General features: G+C 71.6%; 16 protein-coding genes. 8 read left to right on the top strand and 8 right to left on the bottom strand.

Annotated features, from left to right (window positions below; translation table 11 throughout):
* Positions 1-120 precede the first annotated feature (120 nt).
* From acnA to RE421_RS12020, 5 genes are all read left to right on the top strand, one after another.
* Positions 121-2,823 carry an aconitate hydratase AcnA gene (gene acnA / locus RE421_RS12040; protein WP_309810179.1) on the top strand — a complete coding sequence of 901 codons (2,703 nt, stop codon included), beginning with the start codon at positions 121-123 and terminating at the stop codon, positions 2,821-2,823.
* A gap of 178 nt (positions 2,824-3,001) precedes the next feature.
* Entirely contained in the window at positions 3,002-4,990 is a 1,989-nt protein-coding gene (gene dxs / locus RE421_RS12035; protein WP_309810176.1) for a 1-deoxy-D-xylulose-5-phosphate synthase, read from the top strand.
* Positions 4,987-5,484 (top strand): hypothetical protein, encoded by a 498-nt coding sequence (locus RE421_RS12030; protein ID WP_309810172.1) that lies wholly within the window; start codon positions 4,987-4,989, stop codon positions 5,482-5,484. Before dxs ends, RE421_RS12030 begins: the two co-directional genes overlap by 4 nt.
* A gap of 9 nt (positions 5,485-5,493) precedes the next feature.
* Positions 5,494-6,468, top strand: coding sequence for an aldo/keto reductase (locus RE421_RS12025; RefSeq protein WP_309810169.1), 975 nt, complete (start codon positions 5,494-5,496; stop codon positions 6,466-6,468).
* Positions 6,468-6,743, top strand: a complete 276-nt coding sequence (locus RE421_RS12020; RefSeq protein WP_309810166.1) for a PLD nuclease N-terminal domain-containing protein — start codon at positions 6,468-6,470, stop codon at positions 6,741-6,743. Before RE421_RS12025 ends, RE421_RS12020 begins: the two co-directional genes overlap by 1 nt.
* A gap of 7 nt (positions 6,744-6,750) precedes the next feature.
* On the opposite strand, the gene RE421_RS12015 is transcribed toward RE421_RS12020, so the two are convergent.
* From RE421_RS12015 to msrB, 7 genes are all read right to left on the bottom strand, one after another.
* Positions 6,751-7,275 carry a Rieske (2Fe-2S) protein gene (locus tag RE421_RS12015; RefSeq protein ID WP_309810163.1) on the bottom strand — a complete coding sequence of 175 codons (525 nt, stop codon included), beginning with the start codon at positions 7,273-7,275 and terminating at the stop codon, positions 6,751-6,753.
* Positions 7,272-8,483, bottom strand: a complete 1,212-nt coding sequence (locus tag RE421_RS12010) for a hypothetical protein (RefSeq protein WP_309810158.1) — start codon at positions 8,481-8,483, stop codon at positions 7,272-7,274. The genes RE421_RS12015 and RE421_RS12010 overlap by 4 nt, the downstream gene beginning before the upstream one ends.
* 5 nt (positions 8,484-8,488) lie before the next feature.
* Positions 8,489-10,639: a 3-hydroxyacyl-CoA dehydrogenase NAD-binding domain-containing protein gene (locus tag RE421_RS12005; protein ID WP_309810155.1), complete on the bottom strand. Its 2,151-nt coding sequence runs from the start codon at positions 10,637-10,639 to the stop codon at positions 8,489-8,491.
* 88 nt (positions 10,640-10,727) lie between these two features.
* Entirely contained in the window at positions 10,728-12,008 is a 1,281-nt protein-coding gene (locus tag RE421_RS12000) for an HRDC domain-containing protein (RefSeq protein ID WP_396134654.1), read from the bottom strand.
* Position 12,009: 1 nt separating this feature from the next.
* Entirely contained in the window at positions 12,010-12,582 is a 573-nt protein-coding gene (locus RE421_RS11995; RefSeq protein ID WP_309817345.1) for a DUF3000 domain-containing protein, read from the bottom strand.
* Positions 12,583-12,693: 111 nt separating this feature from the next.
* Positions 12,694-13,773, bottom strand: a complete 1,080-nt coding sequence (locus RE421_RS11990; protein ID WP_309810150.1) for a beta-eliminating lyase-related protein — start codon at positions 13,771-13,773, stop codon at positions 12,694-12,696.
* Positions 13,770-14,219 carry a peptide-methionine (R)-S-oxide reductase MsrB gene (msrB, locus tag RE421_RS11985; RefSeq protein ID WP_309810147.1) on the bottom strand — a complete coding sequence of 150 codons (450 nt, stop codon included), beginning with the start codon at positions 14,217-14,219 and terminating at the stop codon, positions 13,770-13,772. Before msrB ends, RE421_RS11990 begins: the two co-directional genes overlap by 4 nt.
* Positions 14,220-14,315: 96 nt before the next feature.
* On the opposite strand from msrB, the gene RE421_RS11980 reads away from it, so the two are divergent.
* On the top strand, positions 14,316-15,626 hold the full coding sequence (locus tag RE421_RS11980) for an alpha/beta fold hydrolase (RefSeq protein ID WP_309810145.1): 1,311 nt from the start codon (positions 14,316-14,318) through the stop codon (positions 15,624-15,626).
* Positions 15,627-15,654: 28 nt separating this feature from the next.
* On the opposite strand, the gene RE421_RS11975 is transcribed toward RE421_RS11980, so the two are convergent.
* Positions 15,655-17,700: a M3 family metallopeptidase gene (locus RE421_RS11975; RefSeq protein ID WP_309810141.1), complete on the bottom strand. Its 2,046-nt coding sequence runs from the start codon at positions 17,698-17,700 to the stop codon at positions 15,655-15,657.
* 128 nt (positions 17,701-17,828) lie between these two features.
* Here RE421_RS11975 and RE421_RS11970 point away from each other — a divergent pair, with 128 nt between their 5' ends.
* Together RE421_RS11970 and ruvC are read left to right on the top strand one after the other, a co-directional pair.
* Positions 17,829-18,584, top strand: coding sequence for a YebC/PmpR family DNA-binding transcriptional regulator (locus tag RE421_RS11970; RefSeq protein ID WP_309810139.1), 756 nt, complete (start codon positions 17,829-17,831; stop codon positions 18,582-18,584).
* 8 nt (positions 18,585-18,592) lie between these two features.
* Positions 18,593-19,291 carry a crossover junction endodeoxyribonuclease RuvC gene (ruvC, locus tag RE421_RS11965; protein ID WP_309810136.1) on the top strand — a complete coding sequence of 233 codons (699 nt, stop codon included), beginning with the start codon at positions 18,593-18,595 and terminating at the stop codon, positions 19,289-19,291.
* Positions 19,292-19,302: the final 11 nt, after the last annotated feature.

The raw sequence follows: 19,302 nt of genomic DNA, 5'->3' as shown, positions 1-19,302 counted from the left end.
TGTGGCTGCCACCATCGGCCCTGGACCGCCCGCACGCGGTGTCGGGATCCGCCGGCGGACCGGCAACGGCACTCAAGACCGGCCAATCGCCCTGACCCAGGGCGGGAAGAGGAGTCCCCCGTGACTACTGTTGACAGCTTCGGCTCCAAGGGCGTCCTGGACGTCAATGGCGCCGAGTACGAGATTTTCCGGCTGAACAAGGTGGAGGGTGCAGAGAAGCTCCCGTACTCCTTGAAGGTCCTGCTGGAGAACCTGCTCCGGACCGAGGACGGCGCGAACGTGACCGCCGAGTCCATCAACGCCCTGGGGTCCTGGGACCCCAACGCGCAGCCGGACACCGAGATCCAGTTCACCCCCGCCCGCGTCATCATGCAGGACTTCACCGGCGTGCCGTGCATCGTGGACCTTGCCACCATGCGTGAGGCCATCGAGGACCTCGGCGGCGACGCCTCCCGCGTGAACCCGCTGGCCCCGGCCGAGCTCGTGATCGACCACTCCGTGCAGATCGACTCCTTCGGCAACGACCAGGCCATCGAGCGCAACATGGAGATCGAGTACCAGCGCAACGGCGAGCGGTACCAGTTCCTGCGCTGGGGCCAGACCGCGTTCGACGACTTCAAGGTCGTCCCCCCGGGCATGGGCATCGTCCACCAGGTCAACATCGAGAACCTGGCCCGCACCGTCATGACCCGCGAGGTGGATGGCGTGCTGCGCGCCTACCCGGACTCCTGCGTCGGCACCGACTCCCACACCACCATGGTCAACGGCCTGGGCGTGCTGGGCTGGGGCGTCGGCGGCATCGAGGCCGAGGCCGCCATGCTCGGCCAGCCCGTCTCCATGCTCATCCCCCGCGTGGTCGGCTTCAAGCTGACCGGCTCCATCCCGGCCGGTGCCACCGCCACGGACGTGGTGCTGACCATCACCGAGCAGCTGCGCCAGCACGGCGTGGTCGGCAAGTTCGTCGAGTTCTACGGCGAGGGCGTCGGCTCCGTGCCCCTGGCCAACCGCGCCACCATCGGCAACATGTCCCCCGAGTTCGGCTCCACGGCGGCCATGTTCCCGATCGATGACGTCACCCTCGACTACCTGCGTCTGACCGGCCGCTCCGAGGAGAGCATCGCCCTCGTGGAGGCCTACGCCAAGGAGCAGGGCCTCTGGCACGATCCGTCCCGTGAGGTCCAGTTCTCCGAGTACCTCGAGCTGGACCTGGGCACCGTGGTCCCCTCGATCTCCGGACCGAAGCGCCCCCAGGACCGCATCGAGCTCACCGACGCCAAGGACCAGTTCCGCAAGGACATCCACAACTACGCCTCCGAGGACGAGGCCGGCTCCGGCCGTCCGTCCAAGACCGTGGGCGTGACCATGGAGGACGGCCGCGAGTTCCAGCTGGACCACGGCGCGGTCTCGATCGCCTCGATCACCTCCTGCACCAACACCTCGAACCCCTCGGTGATGATGGCCGCCGCCGTGCTGGCCCGCAACGCCGTGGAGAAGGGCCTCACCTCGAAGCCCTGGGTCAAGACCTCCGTGGCACCCGGCTCCCGCGTGGTCACCGAGTACTACGAGAAGTCCGGCCTGATCCCCTCGCTGAACGCCCTGGGCTTCAACATCGTGGGCTACGGCTGCACCACCTGCATCGGCAACTCCGGTCCGCTGGAGTCCGAGATCTCCCAGGCCATCCAGGACAACGACCTGTCCGTGACCTCGGTGCTCTCCGGCAACCGCAACTTCGAGGGCCGCATCAACCCGGACGTGAAGATGAACTACCTGGCCTCCCCGCCGCTGGTGGTCGCCTACGCCCTGGCCGGGACCATGGACTTCGACTTCGAGAACGATCCGCTGGGACAGGACTCCGCCGGCAACGACGTGTTCCTCAAGGACATCTGGCCGGAGCCGACCGAGGTCCAGCAGATCATCGACCGCTCCATCGACACCGAGATGTTCACCCGTGAGTACGGGACCATCTTCGACGGCGATCACCGCTGGCAGGCCTTGGAGACCCCCGAGGGCGACACCTTCGAGTGGGACGAGCAGTCCACCTACGTCCGGAAGCCCCCGTACTTCGAGGGCATGCCGGCCGAGCCGACCCCGGTCGAGGACATCACCGGCGCCCGCGTGCTGCTCAAGCTCGGCGACTCCGTGACCACGGACCACATCTCCCCGGCCGGTTCCTTCAAGTCGGACACCCCGGCGGGGAAGTACCTGCTGGAGAACGGCGTGGAGCGCAAGGACTTCAACTCCTACGGCTCCCGCCGTGGCAACCACGAGGTCATGATCCGCGGCACCTTCGCCAACATCCGGATCAAGAACCAGCTCCTGGACGGCGTGGAGGGCGGTTTCACCCGCGACTTCACCCAGGACGGTGCCCCGCAGGCCTACGTCTACGACGCGGCGCAGAACTACGAGGCTGCCGGTACCCCGCTCGTGGTGCTGGCCGGCAAGGAGTACGGCACCGGCTCGTCCCGTGACTGGGCCGCCAAGGGCACCGCGCTGCTGGGCGTCAAGGCCGTCATCACGGAGTCCTTCGAGCGGATCCACCGCTCGAACCTGATCGGCATGGGCGTGCTGCCGCTGCAGTTCCCCGAGGGCGAGTCCGCGGACTCCCTGGGCCTGGACGGCACCGAGACCTTCGGCGTCTCCGGCGTGACGGCCCTGAACGAGGGCTCCACCCCGAAGACCGTCAAGGTCACCGCCACGCACGACAACGGCAAGGTCACCGAGTTCGACGCGGTCGTGCGCATCGACACCCCCGGTGAGGCCGACTACTACCGCAACGGCGGCATCCTGCAGTACGTGTTGCGCCAGATCGCCGCGAAGAAGTAGCCGCCTCCGGCTGCTCCCGGTAGCGACCGGACCCACGGGCCGGGTTCCCCATGCGGGGGACCCGGCCCGCCGGCGTCGTGCCCCTGCCTTCCCGCCTTGCCCGCCCCACCGCCACCGCGCGGTATTCTGGGGGGAGCTGTAGTGATGTTCCCTCCCCGGCCGAAAGGACCGCTTGCCCGTGGGCCTTCTCGAATCGATCCGCACCCCGCAGGACCTGCACCGCCTCACCCGGAGCCAGACGCGGCAATTGGCGGAGGAGATCCGGGCCTTCCTGATCGCCAACGTCTCCCGCACCGGAGGACACCTGGGACCGAACCTCGGGGTGGTCGAGCTGACGCTGGCGATCCACCGGAGCTTCGACTCGCCGCGGGACGCCGTCATCTTCGACACGGGGCACCAGTCCTACGTGCACAAGCTGGTGACGGGCCGGCAGGACTTCTCCACGCTGCGCCAGCAGGGCGGGCTCTCCGGCTACGGGGACCGCGCCGAGTCCGTGCATGACGTGGTCGAGTCCTCCCACGCCTCCTCGTCCCTGTCCTGGGCGGACGGCATCTCGCGAGCCTGGGCCCTGCGTGGCGAGGGCGAGCGCACCGTGGTCGCCGTGATCGGGGACGGCGCGCTGACCGGCGGGATGGCGTGGGAGGCCATCAACAACATCGCCGCGGACCGGGACCGCCGCGTGGTGATCGTGGTCAACGACAACGGACGCTCCTACGCCCCGACCGTGGGCGGTCTGGCCAACCAGCTCTCCGGGCTGCGCCGGGCGTTCCTGGACAAGCTCCGCACGCACCGCAGCTACGAGGACACCCTGGACTTCTGGAAGTCCCGGCTGCAGACCTCCGGCACGGCCGGCCGGTTCGTCTACAAGTCCCTGCACGCCACCAAGAAGGGCATCAAGGACTGGTGGGCGCCCCAGGGGCTGTTCGAGGACCTGGGGATGAAGTACATCGGGCCCATCAACGGTCACGACCAGGCCGAGCTCGAGGAGGCGCTGGCCGACGCCAAGAACTACGCCGGCCCCGTGATCGTGCACGCCATGACGGAGAAGGGCCACGGCTACGCCCCCGCGGTGGCCCACCAGGACGACCAGTTCCACGCCATCGGCAGGATCGACCCGGAGACGGGCGAGCCGGTGGCCTCCAGTTCCGGTCCCTCGTGGACGTCGGCCTTCGGCGAGGAGATCGCCGCGATCGCGGACGAGCGCGAGGACATCGTGGCCATCACCGCCGCCATGAAGATCCCGGTGGGGCTGGGCCTGATGGCCGAGCGCCACCCGGAGCGGGTCTACGACGTCGGCATCGCCGAGCAGCACGCCGTCACCTCGGCCGCCGGCATGGCCTTCGGCGGGCTGCACCCCGTGGTCGCCGTCTACGCCACCTTCCTCAACCGCGCCTACGACCAGGTGCTGATGGATGTGGGCCTGCACCGGGCCGGCGTGACCTTCGTCCTGGACCGCGCCGGGGTCACCGGACCGGACGGCCCCAGCCACCACGGCATGTGGGACCTGGCCCTGCTGCAGTCCGTGCCCACCCTGCGCATCGCCGCGCCCCGGGACGCCGAGCGGCTGCGCGAGGAGCTGCGGGAGGCCGTGGCCGTGGAGGACGCCCCCACCGTGGTGCGCTTCTCCAAGGGCTCCGTGGGCCCGGAGATCGCGGCCCTGGAACGCCTCGAGGACGGCGTGGACGTGCTGGTGCGGCTCGGTGCGGCCTCCGAGGAGCCCGGGGCCGAGCGGGACGTGCTGATCGTCGCCGTCGGGTCGCTGGCCGAGCTGGGCCTGGACGTGGCCGAGCGGCTGGCGGACCAGGGCATCTCCGCCACCGTGATCGACCCGCGCTGGGTGCTGCCCGTGCGGGACTCGGTGATCGAGCAGGCCGCGCGCCACCGGATCGTGGTGTGCCTGGAGGACGGGGTGAAGGCCGGCGGCGTCGGCTCCCGGATCCGCCAGGAGATGCGTGCCCGCGGCGTGGACACCGCCCTGAACGAGGTCGGCCTGCCGGTCCAGTACCTCGCCCACGGCTCCCGCGAGCAGGTGCTGGACCGCACGGGCCTGACCGCGCGGCAGGTCGCGCAGGACACGGTGGCGCAGGTGCTGGGCACCAAGGTGCCCTTCGCCCGGCCGCTGACCGGTCAGTTGCATCAGATCCCCACCCCGGAGGGCAAGAAGTGAGCATTGTACGGACCTATCGGCGCTCCGAGCAGGACGGCCAGCAGCGCGTGGAGTACCGGGAGGCCTGGTTCGCGCCTGGCAGCGGCGAGCTGGTGGTCCACCACGGGCGCGTCGGCACCACGGGCACGACGTCGGCCGAGAAGGTCGCTGATGACGCCGCCGGTGAGGAGCTGCTCGCCGGATTCGCGGCGCAGTGCGCCGAGGACGGGTTCGCCGAGCTGACGGGCGAGCAGCTGAAGACCCTGGAGGTCTCCTACCGCCTCAAGGGGGCGGCCCCGACGTCTGTGGAGACGTCCCTGGTGGGCAGGCTGCGCGGCGAGATCACCAACCAGCTGGCCTGGCGCGGCCTCGGCGAGGTCGTGGCCGAGCGCGCGGAGTCCGGCCGGGTGGTCTTCGAGGTGGCCACGGTGCACCCGCGCAAGGCCGCCGCCGAGATCCCGGCCGCCGCCAAGTTCGCGCAGGTGCAGCCCTCGCGCGTGACCACCAGCCTGTAAGGGGAATCCATGGAACACCGCCGTCTCGGCCGCTCCGGCCTGTCAGTCTCCGTCGTCGGGCTGGGGTGCAACAACCTGGGCCGCCCCGGGACCGCCACCGCAGAGCAGGAGGGGACGGACGCCGTCGTGCACGCCGCCCTGGACGCCGGGGTGAGCCTCTTCGACGTGGCGGACACCTACGGGGCCACGCCGGGGCTCAGCGAGGAGCGGCTCGGCCGCGCGCTGGGGGACCGCCGCGGGGAGATCGTGCTGGCCACGAAGTTCGGCATGGACATGAAGGGCGTCAACGGCAACGACTTCGGTGCGCGCGGCTCCCGGCGGTACATCGTGCAAGCGGTTGAGGCCTCCCTGCGGCGGCTCGGCACGGACTGGATCGACCTGTACCAGTTCCACACCCCGGATGAGGCCACGCCGATCGAGGAGACGCTGTCCGCGATGGACGAGCTCGTGCGCTCCGGCAAGGTCCGGTACATCGGGCACTCCAACCGGGCCGGCTGGCAGATCGCCGAGGCCGAGTTCGTGGCCCGTGAGCTGGGAACCGAGCGGTTCATCTCCGCCCAGAACCACTACAATCTGCTGGACCGCCGCGCCGAGCTCGAGGTGCTGCCGGCGGCGAGGGCCTACGGGCTGGGCGTGCTGCCGTACTTCCCGCTGGCCAACGGCATGCTGACGGGCAAGTACTCGGGCGGGACCGCGCCGGAGGGCTCGCGGCTGTCCCACACGCGCCAGCATATGGTGGAGGATGCCGACCTGGATCAGCTGCGCCGGTTCGGAGAGTTCGCGCGCGAGCGCGGGCTGACCGAGGTGGAGCTCGCGTTCTGCTGGCTCGCCGCCCAGGACCCGGTGACCTCCGTGATCGCCGGAGCCACCCGCCCGGAGCAGGTGCTCCAGAACGCGGAGGCGGTGCGCTGGGTGCCCACCGAGGCCGAGCGGGCCGAGATGGACGAGATCTTCCCGACCGTGCCGAAGGTCGCGCTGTTCTGATGGACCCGGTGCAGATCCTGCTCTGGGTCCTGGTGATCGCCATCCTGGTGCTGCTGGTGTGGTCCCTGGTCTCCCTCTCGCACTCGCCGCTGAGCCCCGGCCGGCGGATCCCGTGGGCCTTCGTGATGTTCCTGCTGCCCGTGCTGGGACCGGCCGTCTGGATGTGGTGGCGGTTCTACTACTACGAACGGCGCAAGGCCGAGCAGCCCAGCTGGGATCCCAACAGCCATCGGGTCATCGTCAATCCACCGCGGCGGCCGACCCCTCGGGCCTGACCCACCTCTAGAGCGTGACCAGGACCCAGTCGCCGTCGATCGCGGCGGTGTACTCGGTCAGGGGCTTCTTCGCCGGGCCGGCGTAGGGCTCACCCGTGGTGACGTCGAAGTGCGAGCCGTGGCAGGGGCAGGAGAAGACGTCCTCGCCGTTCTCCGTCGCGGGCGCCACGGTGCAGCCCTGGTGCGTGCACACGGCCGAGAAGGCGTGCACCTCGTCCTGGTCCGGCCGGCTGATCAGCAGCGTGCGCCCCTCGACCTGGACGGTGGTCATGCCGCCGGTGGGCAGGGCCGCCAGTTGGACCGCCTGCGTGGGGGTGCCGCCGACGTGGTGCGAGGGGGCGTTGTCCTCGGAGCGGATCTCGTCCGTGCACGCCGTCAGCCCCACCGTGCTGGCCACGCCCACCGCACCGATCAGCGCCCCGCGTTCCAGGAAGGTCCTGCGGGAGGTGCCGCAGCCGCCGCAGGGGGCGTCGCCGTCGTGCTGATCGTGGGGAGCGGGGGTGGGTGAAGCGGTGTGCTGGGCGGAAGTCATCCCTCCATTATCCGCTGTTTCGCCCTCATCCGGTGGGAGGATCGTGGTTCGGATCGGTGCACCGGGTCCTGGCGCGCGCTGCGCTTCACGAGCAGGTACGGGACCCACAGCAGCCCGGCGGAGACGATCGTCAGCCCGAACCCGATCATGGCCGTCTCCTCGGCGGCCGGTCCGATCTCCACGGTGCCCACCAGGACGGCGAAGGCGATGACCACCAGCAGCAGCCAGCACACCAGGCCGTGGTGCCAGCGCAGGCCGCGGCGCAGCGGGAGGAAGAAGAGGGCGGCCGCCGGCAGGACCACGAGGAACCCGAGCGGCCAGGCACCGGCCGGCAACGAACCGCTCTGCACGAGGTACGGCAGGAGGTATCCGGTGCCGAGGGCGTACATGGCGGCGAACCACGCCCCGAGGAGCCAGTGACGGCCGGTGGGCTTCAGTCGCTCCTCCCGCAGCCCGGGATCGCGTCGCTCTGCCTGCTCCTGGGCCTGCCTGGCGTTCTGATGCCATCGGCCCTCCAGCAGGGCCGTGTTCTCCCACCAGCCTCCGGTGGGCGGGAAAGGGATGACTTCCTCGGTGCTCGCGAAGTACTCCAGCTGGGCCTCGGGACCGAGGTAGGCCTCGCCCTTCCATGCGAGCGGCCGGGCGGTGTAGCCCAGCTCGACGCCGCGCGTGCGCAGCTCCTGGATCCAGACGTCGATCGCGGGGTCCCGATGCGAGGAGAAGGGGATACCGGCGATCTGGCGGCGTCCGTCCCGGTCGAACAGGACGTGCAGGATCGGGGCCGTCTCGGTCATCGTCCCGCCGCCGTTCTCGGTGAGGAGGATGCGGCGCACGATCCGGTAGGAGGCCACGACCGACGCCACCTCTGCCCAGGGAATGGACCGGAGCACCGGGGCCTCGGCACCCACGGCGTTCCACTCGGTCAACTCGAGGCCGGCCTCGCGCAGGACATAGGTCGAGCGGTGGCGCGCGTGCCAGGCCAACGTCCGGACCAGCGCCACGGTCTTCACCAGCAGCAGCACCCCGGCCGCGACGAAGATCACGGTGAACAGCAACCAGGGGTTCCAGAACATCACCATCAGCAGGACCGGCACGCCGATGAGGACGGCGACGATGACCACGATGAAGAACAGTCCCACCACCGTGACGCCGCGCCAGAACAGGTCTGGCTTCTGCTCGCGCTGGATGTGGACGACCGGACTCTCCACGTCCATCAGCCGTGGAAGCGCTTCCCGTTGACCCGCTCGGAGGCGCCCACCTGGTCCAGGTACGGGGTGATGCCGCCCAGGTGCAGGGGCCAGCCGGCGCCGAGGATCATGCACAGGTCAATGTCCTCGGCATCGGCCACCACGCCCTCGACCAGCATGAGCCCGATCTCCTGGGCCAGGGCGTCCTGGACGCGCACCAGCAGCTGCCCGGCGGTCTCGGGGGAGTCGCCGAACTCGAGCACCTCGAGCGTCTCGGCCGGGATGGACTGCTGCCCGTCCCCGCCCGGGGACCACAGGGACGTGATCCCCGCATCGATCAGGTGCTGCAGGTTCTCCGACACGGGAAACCGCTCGTCGCCGAAGGCCGTGTTCAGCGACTCGGTGACGTGCTGGGCCACCGGGATGCCCACCATGGCCAGCAGGGTGAAGGGCGTCATCGGCAGGGCCATCGGGTCCAGGGCGTGGTCGGCCACCTCGGCCGGCGTGCCGGAGTCGAAGGAGTGCTGCACCTCGCCCATCATGCGCAGCAGGATCCGGTTCACCACGAAGGCGGCGGCGTCCTGCACCAGCACGGCGGTCTTGCCCAGGCCCCGGGCCGTGGCGAAGGCCGTGGCCAGCACCTCGTCCGTCGTCTGGGGCCCGCGGACGATCTCCACGAGCGGCATCACGGCCACCGGGTTGAAGAAGTGGAAGCCCACCAGCCGCTCCGGGTGCCGCAGGTCCGAGGCCATCTCGGTGACGGACAGGGAGGAGGTGTTGGTGGCCAGGATGCACTCGGGGGAGACGATCTCCTCCAGTTCCGCGAGCACGGTCTTCTTGACGCCCATCTCCTCGAAGACGGCCTCGATCACGAAGTCGGCGTCCGCGTAGACGTCCTTGGACACGGAGCCGGTCACCAGAGACTTCAGCTGCTCGCCGGCCTCGGCGCTCAGCGTGCCCCGGGCGGCCAGCTTCTCCACCTGGGCGTGGACGTGGCCCACGCCCCGGTCCACCCGCTCCTGGTCGATGTCCGTCATCACCACGGGGACCCGGAGCTTCCGCGCGAAGACCAGGGCCAGCTGGCCGGCCATCAGCCCGGCGCCCACCACGCCGACCTTCCGCACCGGCCGGGCCAGCTCGGCCGAGGGGGCACCGGCGGGGTTCTTCGAGCGCTTCTGCACCACGTCCAGGAAGGCGTACACGGTGTGGGCGAACTCGTCGGTGAGCATCAGCTCCGCCAGCGCCTCGCACTCGGCGGCCGCGGACTCCTCCCGCGTCCGGTGGCGGCCGGCCTCGAAGAGCTCCATGACCCGGGCCGGCGCCGGCACGTGGCCACCGGTCTTGGCGGCCACGATCGCCCGGCCCTCCGCGATGGCCTCGTCCCAGGCCTCGTCCGAGGTGTCCCGGTCCCGCTGGACCGCCAGGTCGGACAGGGTCTCGGAGTCGCCGGCGATCACCCGGGTGGCCCACTCCACGGAGGCCCGGACGAAGACGCCGGTGTCCGCCGGGTCCTGGGCGGGGTCGAAGATCGCGTCCGCCAGGCCGATCGAGTGGGCGGTGCGGCCGTCGATGTTCCGGTTGTTGGCCAGCGGGTTCCTGATCATCAGGGTCAGGGCGTCCCGCGGACCGGTGATCCGCGGGGTCTTCCACACCCCGCCCCAGCCGGGCACCAGGCCGAGGAAGGCCTCCGGCAGTCCGAGGCCCTTCGCCGCCGAGGACACCGTGCGGTAGTGGGCGGCCAGCGCGATCTCCAGGCCGCCACCGAGGGCCAGGCCGTTGATGAAGGCGAAGGAGGGCACGGGGAAGTCGGTCAGCACGTTGTAGACGTCGTGGCCCAGCCGGGCCAGCAGGGAGCCCTCGGCGCCCTGCTCCAGGGCGCTCACGGAGCCCAGGTCCGCTCCGGCCACCAGGAAGCCCGGCTTGCCGGTGACGGCGACGCCGGCCAGCTCACCCGAGCGCGCACGCTCGGCCTGGGCGTCCAGCACCCGGCCCAGGCCGATGAGCGTGTTCGGCCCGAGCGTGGTCGGGCGCTTCGGACCGGCGTGGTTGTCCAGGGTGATCAGCGCGAGGGTCCCGGCACCACCGGGCAGCTCGACGTCGGTCACCTCGGCCTGGGTGATGACCTCGTCCGGGAACAGGGCCGCGAGGTCGCGGTAGGGGGCGAAACGGTCGGTCATGGTGCTCCTGGGTCGGGTGCTGATCGGATCGTCTCCCACGATATCGGACCGAGCCGGAACCTGTGACCAGGCGCACAGGAACTGAGTGTCAGGCGGGGTCGGGGTCCAGCAGGGCGACGGTCAGGATGGGTGCCACGATCGAGACCTGCCAGCCGCGGGCGCCGAGCGCGGTCAGGGCGTCGGCCACCGAGTCCGGGTCGATCCGCTCGGGCGGGGCCCAGCACAGCCGGCGCAGGGTGTCCGGGGTCAGCAGGTTCTCCGTGGGCAGGGAGAGCTCCTCGGCCTTGTTCCCGATCCAGGCCTTGGCCGTCTTCAACCGCCGGTCGGCCAGGGGGTTGCGGTCCCGCCAGGCGCGCGGGGGCGGGGGGCCGTCCAGGGGCAGGTGCAGTTGCGGCAGGCCCTCCCTGGACCGGGCGGCGGCCTGGCCGGCCTGGATGGCGCGGACCCAGCGGGGACCCTCCTTGGCGGCGGCCCGGCCGTGGAAGCCCGGGGTCTTCAGCAGGGCCGGGACGGTGCTGGGCTGGGAGGCCGCGGCGGCCACGATGGCCGCGTCCGGGATCAGCCGCCCCGGGGCCACGTCCCGGTTGCGGGCCAGTGCCTCCCGAGTCTCCCAGAGCTCGCGCACCACGGCCAGCTGCTGGGGCTTGCGCAGTCGGTGCATGCCGGAGGTCCGCCGCCACGGGTCCTTGCGGGGGCCGGGCAGCGGAGCGGTGCGGATCGCCTCGAACTCCTCCTCGGCCCAGTCCAGCTTGCCGGCGTCCGCCAGCATCTCGATCATGGCGGCCCGCAGCTCCACGAGCAGCTCCACGTCCAGCGCCGCGTACCGCAGCCAGTCCTCGGGCAACGGGCGGGTGGACCAGTCCGCCGCCGAGTGCTCCTTGGCCAGGGTGACGCCGAGCAGCTGCTCCAGCACGGAGGCCAGCCCCACGCGCGGCAGCCCCAGGAGCCGGCCGGCCAGCTCCGTGTCGAAGAGCCGGTCCGGCCACAGGCCGAGCTCGGAGAGGCAGGGCAGGTCCTGCGTGGAGGCGTGCAGGATCCACTCCACGCCGCCCAGGGCGTCCTGGATGATCCCCAGGTCCTCGAAGGCCTCCGGGTCGATCAGCCAGATCCCGGCACCCTCCCGCTTGATCTGGACCAGGAACGCCCGTTGGCCGTACCGGAAGCCGGAGGCTCGCTCAGCGTCCACGGCCACGGGGCCGGAGCCGGCCCGCAGGAGCCGCGCGCAGCGCTCGAGTTCCTGGCGGGAGTTCGTGACGAACGGGATGCCGCCCCCCGGCTCGGTGAGCAGCCGGGGTGGTTCGGGGGCGTCGGCGCCGGCCGAGCCTGGAGCCAGGTCCTCGTCCGGGGTGGCGCTGGTGTCCGCTGTGATGTCAGTTCCTCCTGATGCGCGGCAGGGGCGTGACGCCCTCCGGGACCGGCGGCAGGCCGGCGAAGGCGCAGACCATGTCCGCCCAGGCCTCCAGGTGGTCGGTGCTGTCCGGCCCGCTCGGGGTCCAGGAGGCCCGCAGCTCGATGTCGATGGTGTCCGGACGCTCGGCCAGGCCCCCGAAGCTCTCGGAGAGCACCCGGGTGGCGGTCCCGCCGGCCTCGGCGTAGCCGGCGTGGTGGTTCTCGAGGGCCTCCACCAGCCACGTCCACGCCACGGCCCCGACCATGGGGTCGTTGCCGAGGTCCGATTCCAGGGACGCCCGGATGTACGTCACCACGCGGAACGTGCCCTTCCACACCGGCGATCCCGCCGGGTCGTGGAGCAGGACGAAGCGGCCGGTGGCGAGCTCCGGGCCGTCCTCGGCCGTGGGATCGTGGACCTCCGCGGCCAGGGCCACGGCGAAGGGTGCCAGGCGCCCGGGGGCCGGGATCTCGTCCAGGGTGATCTCCTGCCGGTGCCGCGCCCGGCGCAGTCCGGACAGCGCCTCGCGGAACTCTCCGGGGAGGCGCTGCATCTCTGCGGGGTGGTGGCCAAGGGCAGTCACAGATCCAAGGTTAAAGCCGCACCTGAGGGATGCCGCGGCGGCGCGCCGTGCCGGTGGTGATCAGCCCTGACTCAGCGCTGATCAGCCCCGCCGCAGCGCCGCGTCCAGCGCGGCCACGAAGCCGTCCACGTCCTGCTCGGTGGTGTCCCAGGACGTCATCCAGCGCACCTCGTTCCGCGACTCGTCCCAGTCGTAGAAGGCGTAGTCGGCGCGGACGGCCTGGGCCACGGCGGGATCGAGGACGGCCAGGACCTGATTGGCCTGCGGCTCCTGGGTGAGCGTGACCCCCTCCAGGGCGCGGGCCCCCGCGGCCAGCCGGGCCGCCATCGCGTTGGCGTGCTGCGCGGAGCGCAGCCACAGCCCGTCGCTGAGCAGGGCCACGAGCTGGGCGGAGACGAAGCGCATCTTGGAGGCGAGCTGCATGGAGGACTTCCGCAGGTAGCCCACGGCCTGGGACGCGCCCTCGGCGCGCCGTCCTCCGGGACCGGACGCGACGGCGTCGGGGTTCAGCACCACCACCATCTCGGCACCCAGGGCGCCGTTCTTGGTGCCCCCGAAGGAGACCACGTCCACCCCGACGTCGGCCGTGAAGGACCGCAGGTCCGTCCCCAGGGCGGCGGCCGCGTTCGCCAGCCTGGCCCCGTCCAGGTACACGGACATCCCGAGGCCATGGGCGTGCTCGGTGACGGCCCGGATCTCCTCCGGCGTGTAGACCGTCCCGAGCTCGGTGACCTGGGCGATCTCGACGACGGCGGGCTGGGCGCGGTGCACGAAGCCGACGCCGTGGGCCTGGCGGTCGACCAGCTCGGGGGTGAGCTTGCCGTCCGGGGTGGGCACCGTGAGCAGCTTGGTGTGGGCGATGCGCTCCGGCGCGCCGCCTTCGTCCTGGTGGATGTGCGCGGACTCGGCGCAAATCACGGCACCCCACGGCGGCAGCAGGGACTGCAGCGCCACCACGTTGGCACCCGTGCCGTTGAAGACCGGGAAGGCCTCCGCGGCCTCGCCGAACTCGGCGCGGGCGAGGTCCTGGAGCCGCGCGGTCCAGGAGTCGTCACCGTAGGCCGGCTCGTGGCCCGTGTTGGCCTGGGCCAGCGCGGCCAGGACCTCGGGGTGGACGCCCGCGTAGTTGTCCGAGGCGAAGCCCCGGCGCGCTGCGCTCACGCGCCGGCCTTCGGCGTCAGGGTCAGGGACACGGAGTTCATGCAGTAGCGCAGGTCCGTGGGGGTGTCGAAGCCCTCGCCCTGGAACACGTGGCCCATGTGCGAGCCGCAGTTCGCGCAGCGCACCTCGATGCGCTCCATGCCCAGGGTGGAGTCCTTGATGTACTCCACCCGGTCCTCGGCCAGGGGGGCGAAGAAGGAGGGCCAGCCGCACTGCGCGTCGAACTTGGTGTCCGAGCGGAACAACTCGGACCCGCAGGCGCGGCAGGCGTAGACGCCCTCGGTCTGCGCGTCCCAGTACTCGCCGGTGAAGGGACGCTCGGTGCCAGCCTGGCGCAGGACCTGGAACTCCTCGGGACTCAGCCGCTCGCGCCACTCGTCCTCGGACCGCCCGCGGGCGGCGGTGTCTGCGGGGTCGTGGTGTTCTGGGGTGGTCAGATCGCTCATGACAGCCATAACACCACGGATCACCGTGATGATTCCCACGGACGCGTCGCGGGCCTCCCGCTGGCGGTCTCGGCAGGGACATGGACAGAATGGGGCATGACCTCTCGTTCCCCCCGCTCCTCCAGCCGGCACGCGCAGAACCGCCGGACCCGGCTCAAGAAGTCCATCGGGCAGGCCGAACCGGTCATGCGGTGGTCCTCCCTCGCCGCAGTCGGCGGGATCGTGGCCGGCTCGGTGGCGGCGGGCACCGTCTCCGGGCTGGCGGGACTCTTCGCCCGCACGGTGGTCACGCCCGTCAAGACGCCCGCGGAGGACCTCGAGATCCTCGCCGTGGTGCAGGGGGAGACCGGGCTGGAGGTCATCCTGCCCGTGACGGAGGAGACCACCGTGCCCGGGGTGTACTCCCTGGTGTTCGACGGCGGCGCGGGACTCGCGCGGATCGGTGCGGTGACGTCGTTCGACCCGAGGGATGGGACCGTTCAGCGCCAGGTCGAGGAGGTCTACGCGGGCGAGCTGCGGGAGGCCGTGCGCGGCCGGTGGACCGGTTTCGTCTACCCGACCCCGCGCACGCTCGGCTACGAGACCGAGGACGTGCGGATCCCCGTGGAGAACGGCACCGCCCCGGCCTGGCTCATCCGCCCGGGCGAGCAGGAGACCACCCCCGGACCCGCCGGCAGGGGAGTCTGGGCCGTCATGGTGCACGGCCGCGGCGCCAAGCGCACCGAGGGGATCCGGGCCATCGCCACGGCGCGGGCGCTGGGGATGACGTCCCTGCTGATCTCCTACCGCAACGACGGCGAGGCCCCGGCCGCCGGGGACGGCCGCTACGGGCTGGGCAGCACGGAGTGGAAGGACGTGGAGGCCGCCGTGGCGTACGCCCTCGAGCACGGCGCGCGCGAGGTGGTCCTGTTCGGCTGGTCCATGGGCGGGGCGGTGTGCCTGCAGATGGCCGACCGCTCCGAGCTGTCCTCCATGGTGGCCGCCCTGGTCCTGGACGGGCCGGTCATCAACTGGGTGGACGTGCTGGCCCACCAGGCCAGGCTCAACCGGCTGCCGGACGCGATCGGCCAGCTTGGCCAGTGGCTCATGAGCAACAAGGCCGGCCGGTGGGCCACCGGCCTGGCCGCCCCCGTGGACCTGAAGGCCATGGACTGGCTGACCCGCGCCGACCAGCTCCGGGTGCCGACCCTGATCCTGCACTCCGAGGACGACGACTTCGTGCCGATCGGCCCCTCCATGGAGCTGGCAGCCAAGGTGCCCCAGCTGGTGAGCTTCGTCCGGTTCCACCTGGCCCGCCACACCCGCGAGTGGAACGTGGACCCGCAGAAGTGGGACCGGGCCGTGCGGCTGTGGCTGCATGCGGTGCTGACCTCTCCGCGGCCGGGACTGGCCCAGCTCACGGCCTAGAGGACTGCGGGCCTAGAACACCGGGAGACTAGAGCAGTCCCCGCCGCCGCAGCAGGTGCTCCGGATCGGCGTCCCGGCCGCTGAAGGCACGGTAGGACTCCATCGGGTCCCGCGTGTTGCCGCGGGAGAGCAGCTCGGCGCGGAAGCGCTCGCCGTTCTGGCGCGTCAACCCGCCGTGCGAGCGGAACCACTCGACGGTGTCCGCGTCCAGCATCTCGGACCACAGGTAGGAGTAGTACCCGGCCGCATAGCCGCCGGAGAAGATGTGCTTGAAGTAACTGGAACGGTAGCGCGGCGGCACGAGCTCCGGGTCCAGCCCGGCGGCCACGAGGTGCTCGGCCTCGAAGGCCAGGGGATCCTCCACCGTGGTGCCGGGTGCCAGGGCGTGCCACGCCAGGTCCAGCAGGGCCGCCCCCAGGTACTCCGTGGTGCGGTGGCCCTCGCCCCACAGGGCGGACGCCTCGATCGCCTCCAGCAGCTCCGGGTCGATCGCCTCGCCGGTCGCCACGTGCCGCGCGTAGCCGGCGACGATCTGCGGCCAGTACATCCACATCTCGTTGACCTGGGACGGGAACTCCACGAAGTCCCGGGGCACCGCCGTGCCGGACAGGGTGGCATACCGGGCCGTGGACAGCAGCCCGTGCAGGGCGTGGCCGAACTCGTGGAACAGGGTGTTCACCTGGTCCACGGTCAGCAGGGCCGGCTCGCCCTGGGCCGGCTGCGGGATGTTCAGGTTGTTGCTGACCACGGGCCGTTCGCCCAGGAACGTGGAGGCCTCGCGGAAGGAGTTCATCCACGCCCCGCCGGACTTCGTGGGGCGGGTGAAGAAGTCTCCCACGAACAACCCCAGCCCCACCGGGGGACCGGAGGGGCCGTCGTCGGACACCTCCCAGACGCGCACCCCCGGGGCGTACCCGGACAGGTCCTCGCGCTCGCGGAACGAGAGCCCGTAGAGGGCGCCGGCGGCGGCGAACACGCCATCCCGCAGCACCCGGTCCAGCTCGAAGTGGGACCGCAGCCCCGCGGCATCCACCCGGTACTGCTCCCGCTCCACGCGGGCCGCGTAGAAGGGCCAGTCCCAGGGCTCGATGGGGTGCCCGGCCAGTGCCTGGACGGTGGCGCGCTCGCGGCGGGCGTTCGCGGTGGCCGCGGGGATGACCCGCTCCAGCAGCTCGCGGACCGCGCCGAGGCCCGGGGCCGTCCGGTCCACCAGGGCGTACTCGGCCCAGCTGGGATAGCCCAGCAGGCCGGCCTTCTCGGCGCGCAGGGTGGCCTGCTCCACCGCCAGGTCCAGGGCGTAGTGCTCGCCCGGAGTGGTGCCGCGCCGCCACGCGGCCTCGTGGATCCGCCGCCGGGACTCGCGGTCCTCCACCACCGCGAGCCAGGGCTGGGAGGTGAACATGGACAGCGTCAGGAGGTAGCCGCCCTGGTGCCCCGCCTCCCGTGCCGCGGCCGCGGCCGAGGAGAGGTCCTGCTCCGAGAGCCCGGCCAGCTCTGCGGCGGTGCCGAACCAGACGGCCGAGGCCGCGTTCTCCGCCACCATGCGCCGGCCGTACTGGGAGGACAGCACGGCCAGCCGCTCATTGAGGAAGGCCAGCCGCGCCTTGGACGCCGCGTCCAGCTCGGCGCCGAGCAGGCGGAACCTCTTCAGGACCTCCTCGGCCAGCCTCCGGTCCTCCCCGTCCAGCCGCTCCCCGGCCCCACCCGCCGCGTCCAGGTCCAGCCCGGCGAGGCGGCGGTAGAGGTCCTCGTCGAGGTAGATGGCGTCCTCATGGGCCGCGAGTTCCGGGCTGATCTCCTCGTCGATCGCCTGGCGCGTGTCCGTGCCGTCCGCGGCCACGAGGTTCGAGAAGACCATCTGCACCCGCCGCAGCGGGCCTCCCGAGCGCTCGAAGGCCCGGAACGTGTTCTCGAAGGTGGCCTCGGCGGGGTCCGCCGCGATCGCCCGGAGCTCCTCGCGGTGCTGGGCCATGCCGGAGCGGAAGGCGGGCAGGAAGTGCTCGTCGGAGATCGCGGCGAAGTCGGGGAGGCCGTAGGGCAGCGTGGACGGCGTCAGCAGGGGGTTCTCGGTCATGGAAAGCAACTGTTTCACATTCGCGGGGCGGGGGACAGGGCTCGTCCGGACCGTCCCACTAGAATCGGACCAGACAACAGCCAGTGCCGGCGCGCGGGTCACCGCGGCGGGCGAGGGGAGGAGAACACGTGGCAGGGCATTCCAAGTGGGCGACCACCAAGCGCAAGAAGGCCGTCATCGACGCGCGGCGCGCCAAGGCCTTCGCCAAGTACGTCAAGGGGATCGAGGTGGCGGCCCGCGTCGGCGGCCCGGACCTGGACGGCAACCCGGCCCTCGAGCTCGCGGTGACCAAGGCCAAGAAGCAGTCGGTGCCCAATGACAACATCGACCGCGCCATCAAGCGCGGCGCGGGACTGACCGGCGAGGTCATCGAGTACACCGAGATCATCTACGAGGTCCGCGGCCCCCAGGGGTCGGCCCTGATGGTGGAGTGCCTGACGGACAACAAGAACCGTGCCGCCGCGGACGTCCGCACCGCGGTGACCCGCAACGGTGGCACCATGGCCGACTCCGGCTCCGTGGCCTTCCTGTTCAACCGCACCGGCCTGGTCCGCCTCCCCGCCGAGGGCCACACCGAGGACGACATCCTGATGGCCGTGCTGGACGCCGGCGCCGAGGAGGTCATGCAGTCCGGGGACTCCTTCGAGATCCTGTGCGATCCCTCGGACCTGCGCGCCGTGGCCACCGCCCTGGAGGAGGCCGGCATCGAGTACGACACGGACGAGATGGAGTTCGTGGCCACCATGAAGGTGGACCTGGACGTCCAGGGCGCCAAGACCTACTTCCACCTCGAGGACGCCCTCGAGGACCTGGACGATGTGCAGAGCGTGTACTCCAACGTGGACATCGCCCCCGAGGTCCTCGCGCAGCTGGGCGAGGACTGACCGTCCCCGTGACCGGCCGGACCGCACGCCGTGAGCCGGGGCCGCTGCGGGTGCTCGGGGTCGATCCCGGGCTGACCCGCTGCGGCATCGCCGTGGTGGACGTGGCGCCCAACCGCACTGCCACGCTCGTGGGGGTGACCGTCGTCGGGACCGGCGCGGAGCAGCCCCTGGACCGGCGCCTGCTGGCGATCGACGAGGCCGTCAACGAGTGGCTGGACCGGCACGCCCCGGACCACGTGGCGGTGGAGCGCATGTTCGCCCAGCACAACACGCCCACCATCATGGGCACCGCCCAGGCCTCCGGCGTGGCGATCGCCGCCGCGGCCCGGCACGGCATCCCCGTGGCACTGCACACGCCCTCCGAGGTCAAGGCCGCCGTCACGGGCAGCGGCACCGCCGGCAAGGACCAGGTCACCGCCATGGTCACCCGGATCCTGCGGCTGGACGCGCCCCCGAAGCCCGCGGACGCCGCCGATGCCCTGGCGCTGGCCATCACCCACGCCTGGCGCGGCGGGCTGATGGGCCGGGGCCTGGACACCGGCCACCTCACCAGCCCGCAGCGCGCGTCCCGGTTCCCGACGGCGGCCGGTCGCCCCGGTGCCCGAGGCGCCGCGGGCACCGCGGCCCAGAAGGCCTGGTTGGCCGCCGAGCAGCGGAGCCGCGGCGCCAGGGGTTCCAACGGCTGGGGCGGCGGATCCCGCATCTGAGCGCCGCCATG

This window comes from Citricoccus sp. I39-566 (genome assembly GCF_031432995.1).
Taxonomy (GTDB): domain Bacteria; phylum Actinomycetota; class Actinomycetes; order Actinomycetales; family Micrococcaceae; genus Citricoccus; species Citricoccus nitrophenolicus_A.
This window is presented reverse-complemented; position numbering and strand designations above follow the sequence as displayed.

Coding starts and splice junctions, on each gene's coding strand:
- RE421_RS12025 (WP_309810169.1), top strand. CDS start 5,494: ATGGAACACCGCCGTCTCGGCCGCTCCGGCCTGTCAGTCTCCGTCGTC.
- RE421_RS12020 (WP_309810166.1), top strand. CDS start 6,468: ATGGACCCGGTGCAGATCCTGCTCTGGGTCCTGGTGATCGCCATCCTG.
- RE421_RS12015 (WP_309810163.1), bottom strand. CDS start 7,275: ATGACTTCCGCCCAGCACACCGCTTCACCCACCCCCGCTCCCCACGAT.
- RE421_RS12005 (WP_309810155.1), bottom strand. CDS start 10,639: ATGACCGACCGTTTCGCCCCCTACCGCGACCTCGCGGCCCTGTTCCCG.
- RE421_RS11995 (WP_309817345.1), bottom strand. CDS start 12,582: ATGCAGCGCCTCCCCGGAGAGTTCCGCGAGGCGCTGTCCGGACTGCGC.
- msrB (WP_309810147.1), bottom strand. CDS start 14,219: ATGAGCGATCTGACCACCCCAGAACACCACGACCCCGCAGACACCGCC.
- RE421_RS11980 (WP_309810145.1), top strand. CDS start 14,316: ATGACCTCTCGTTCCCCCCGCTCCTCCAGCCGGCACGCGCAGAACCGC.
- RE421_RS11975 (WP_309810141.1), bottom strand. CDS start 17,700: ATGACCGAGAACCCCCTGCTGACGCCGTCCACGCTGCCCTACGGCCTC.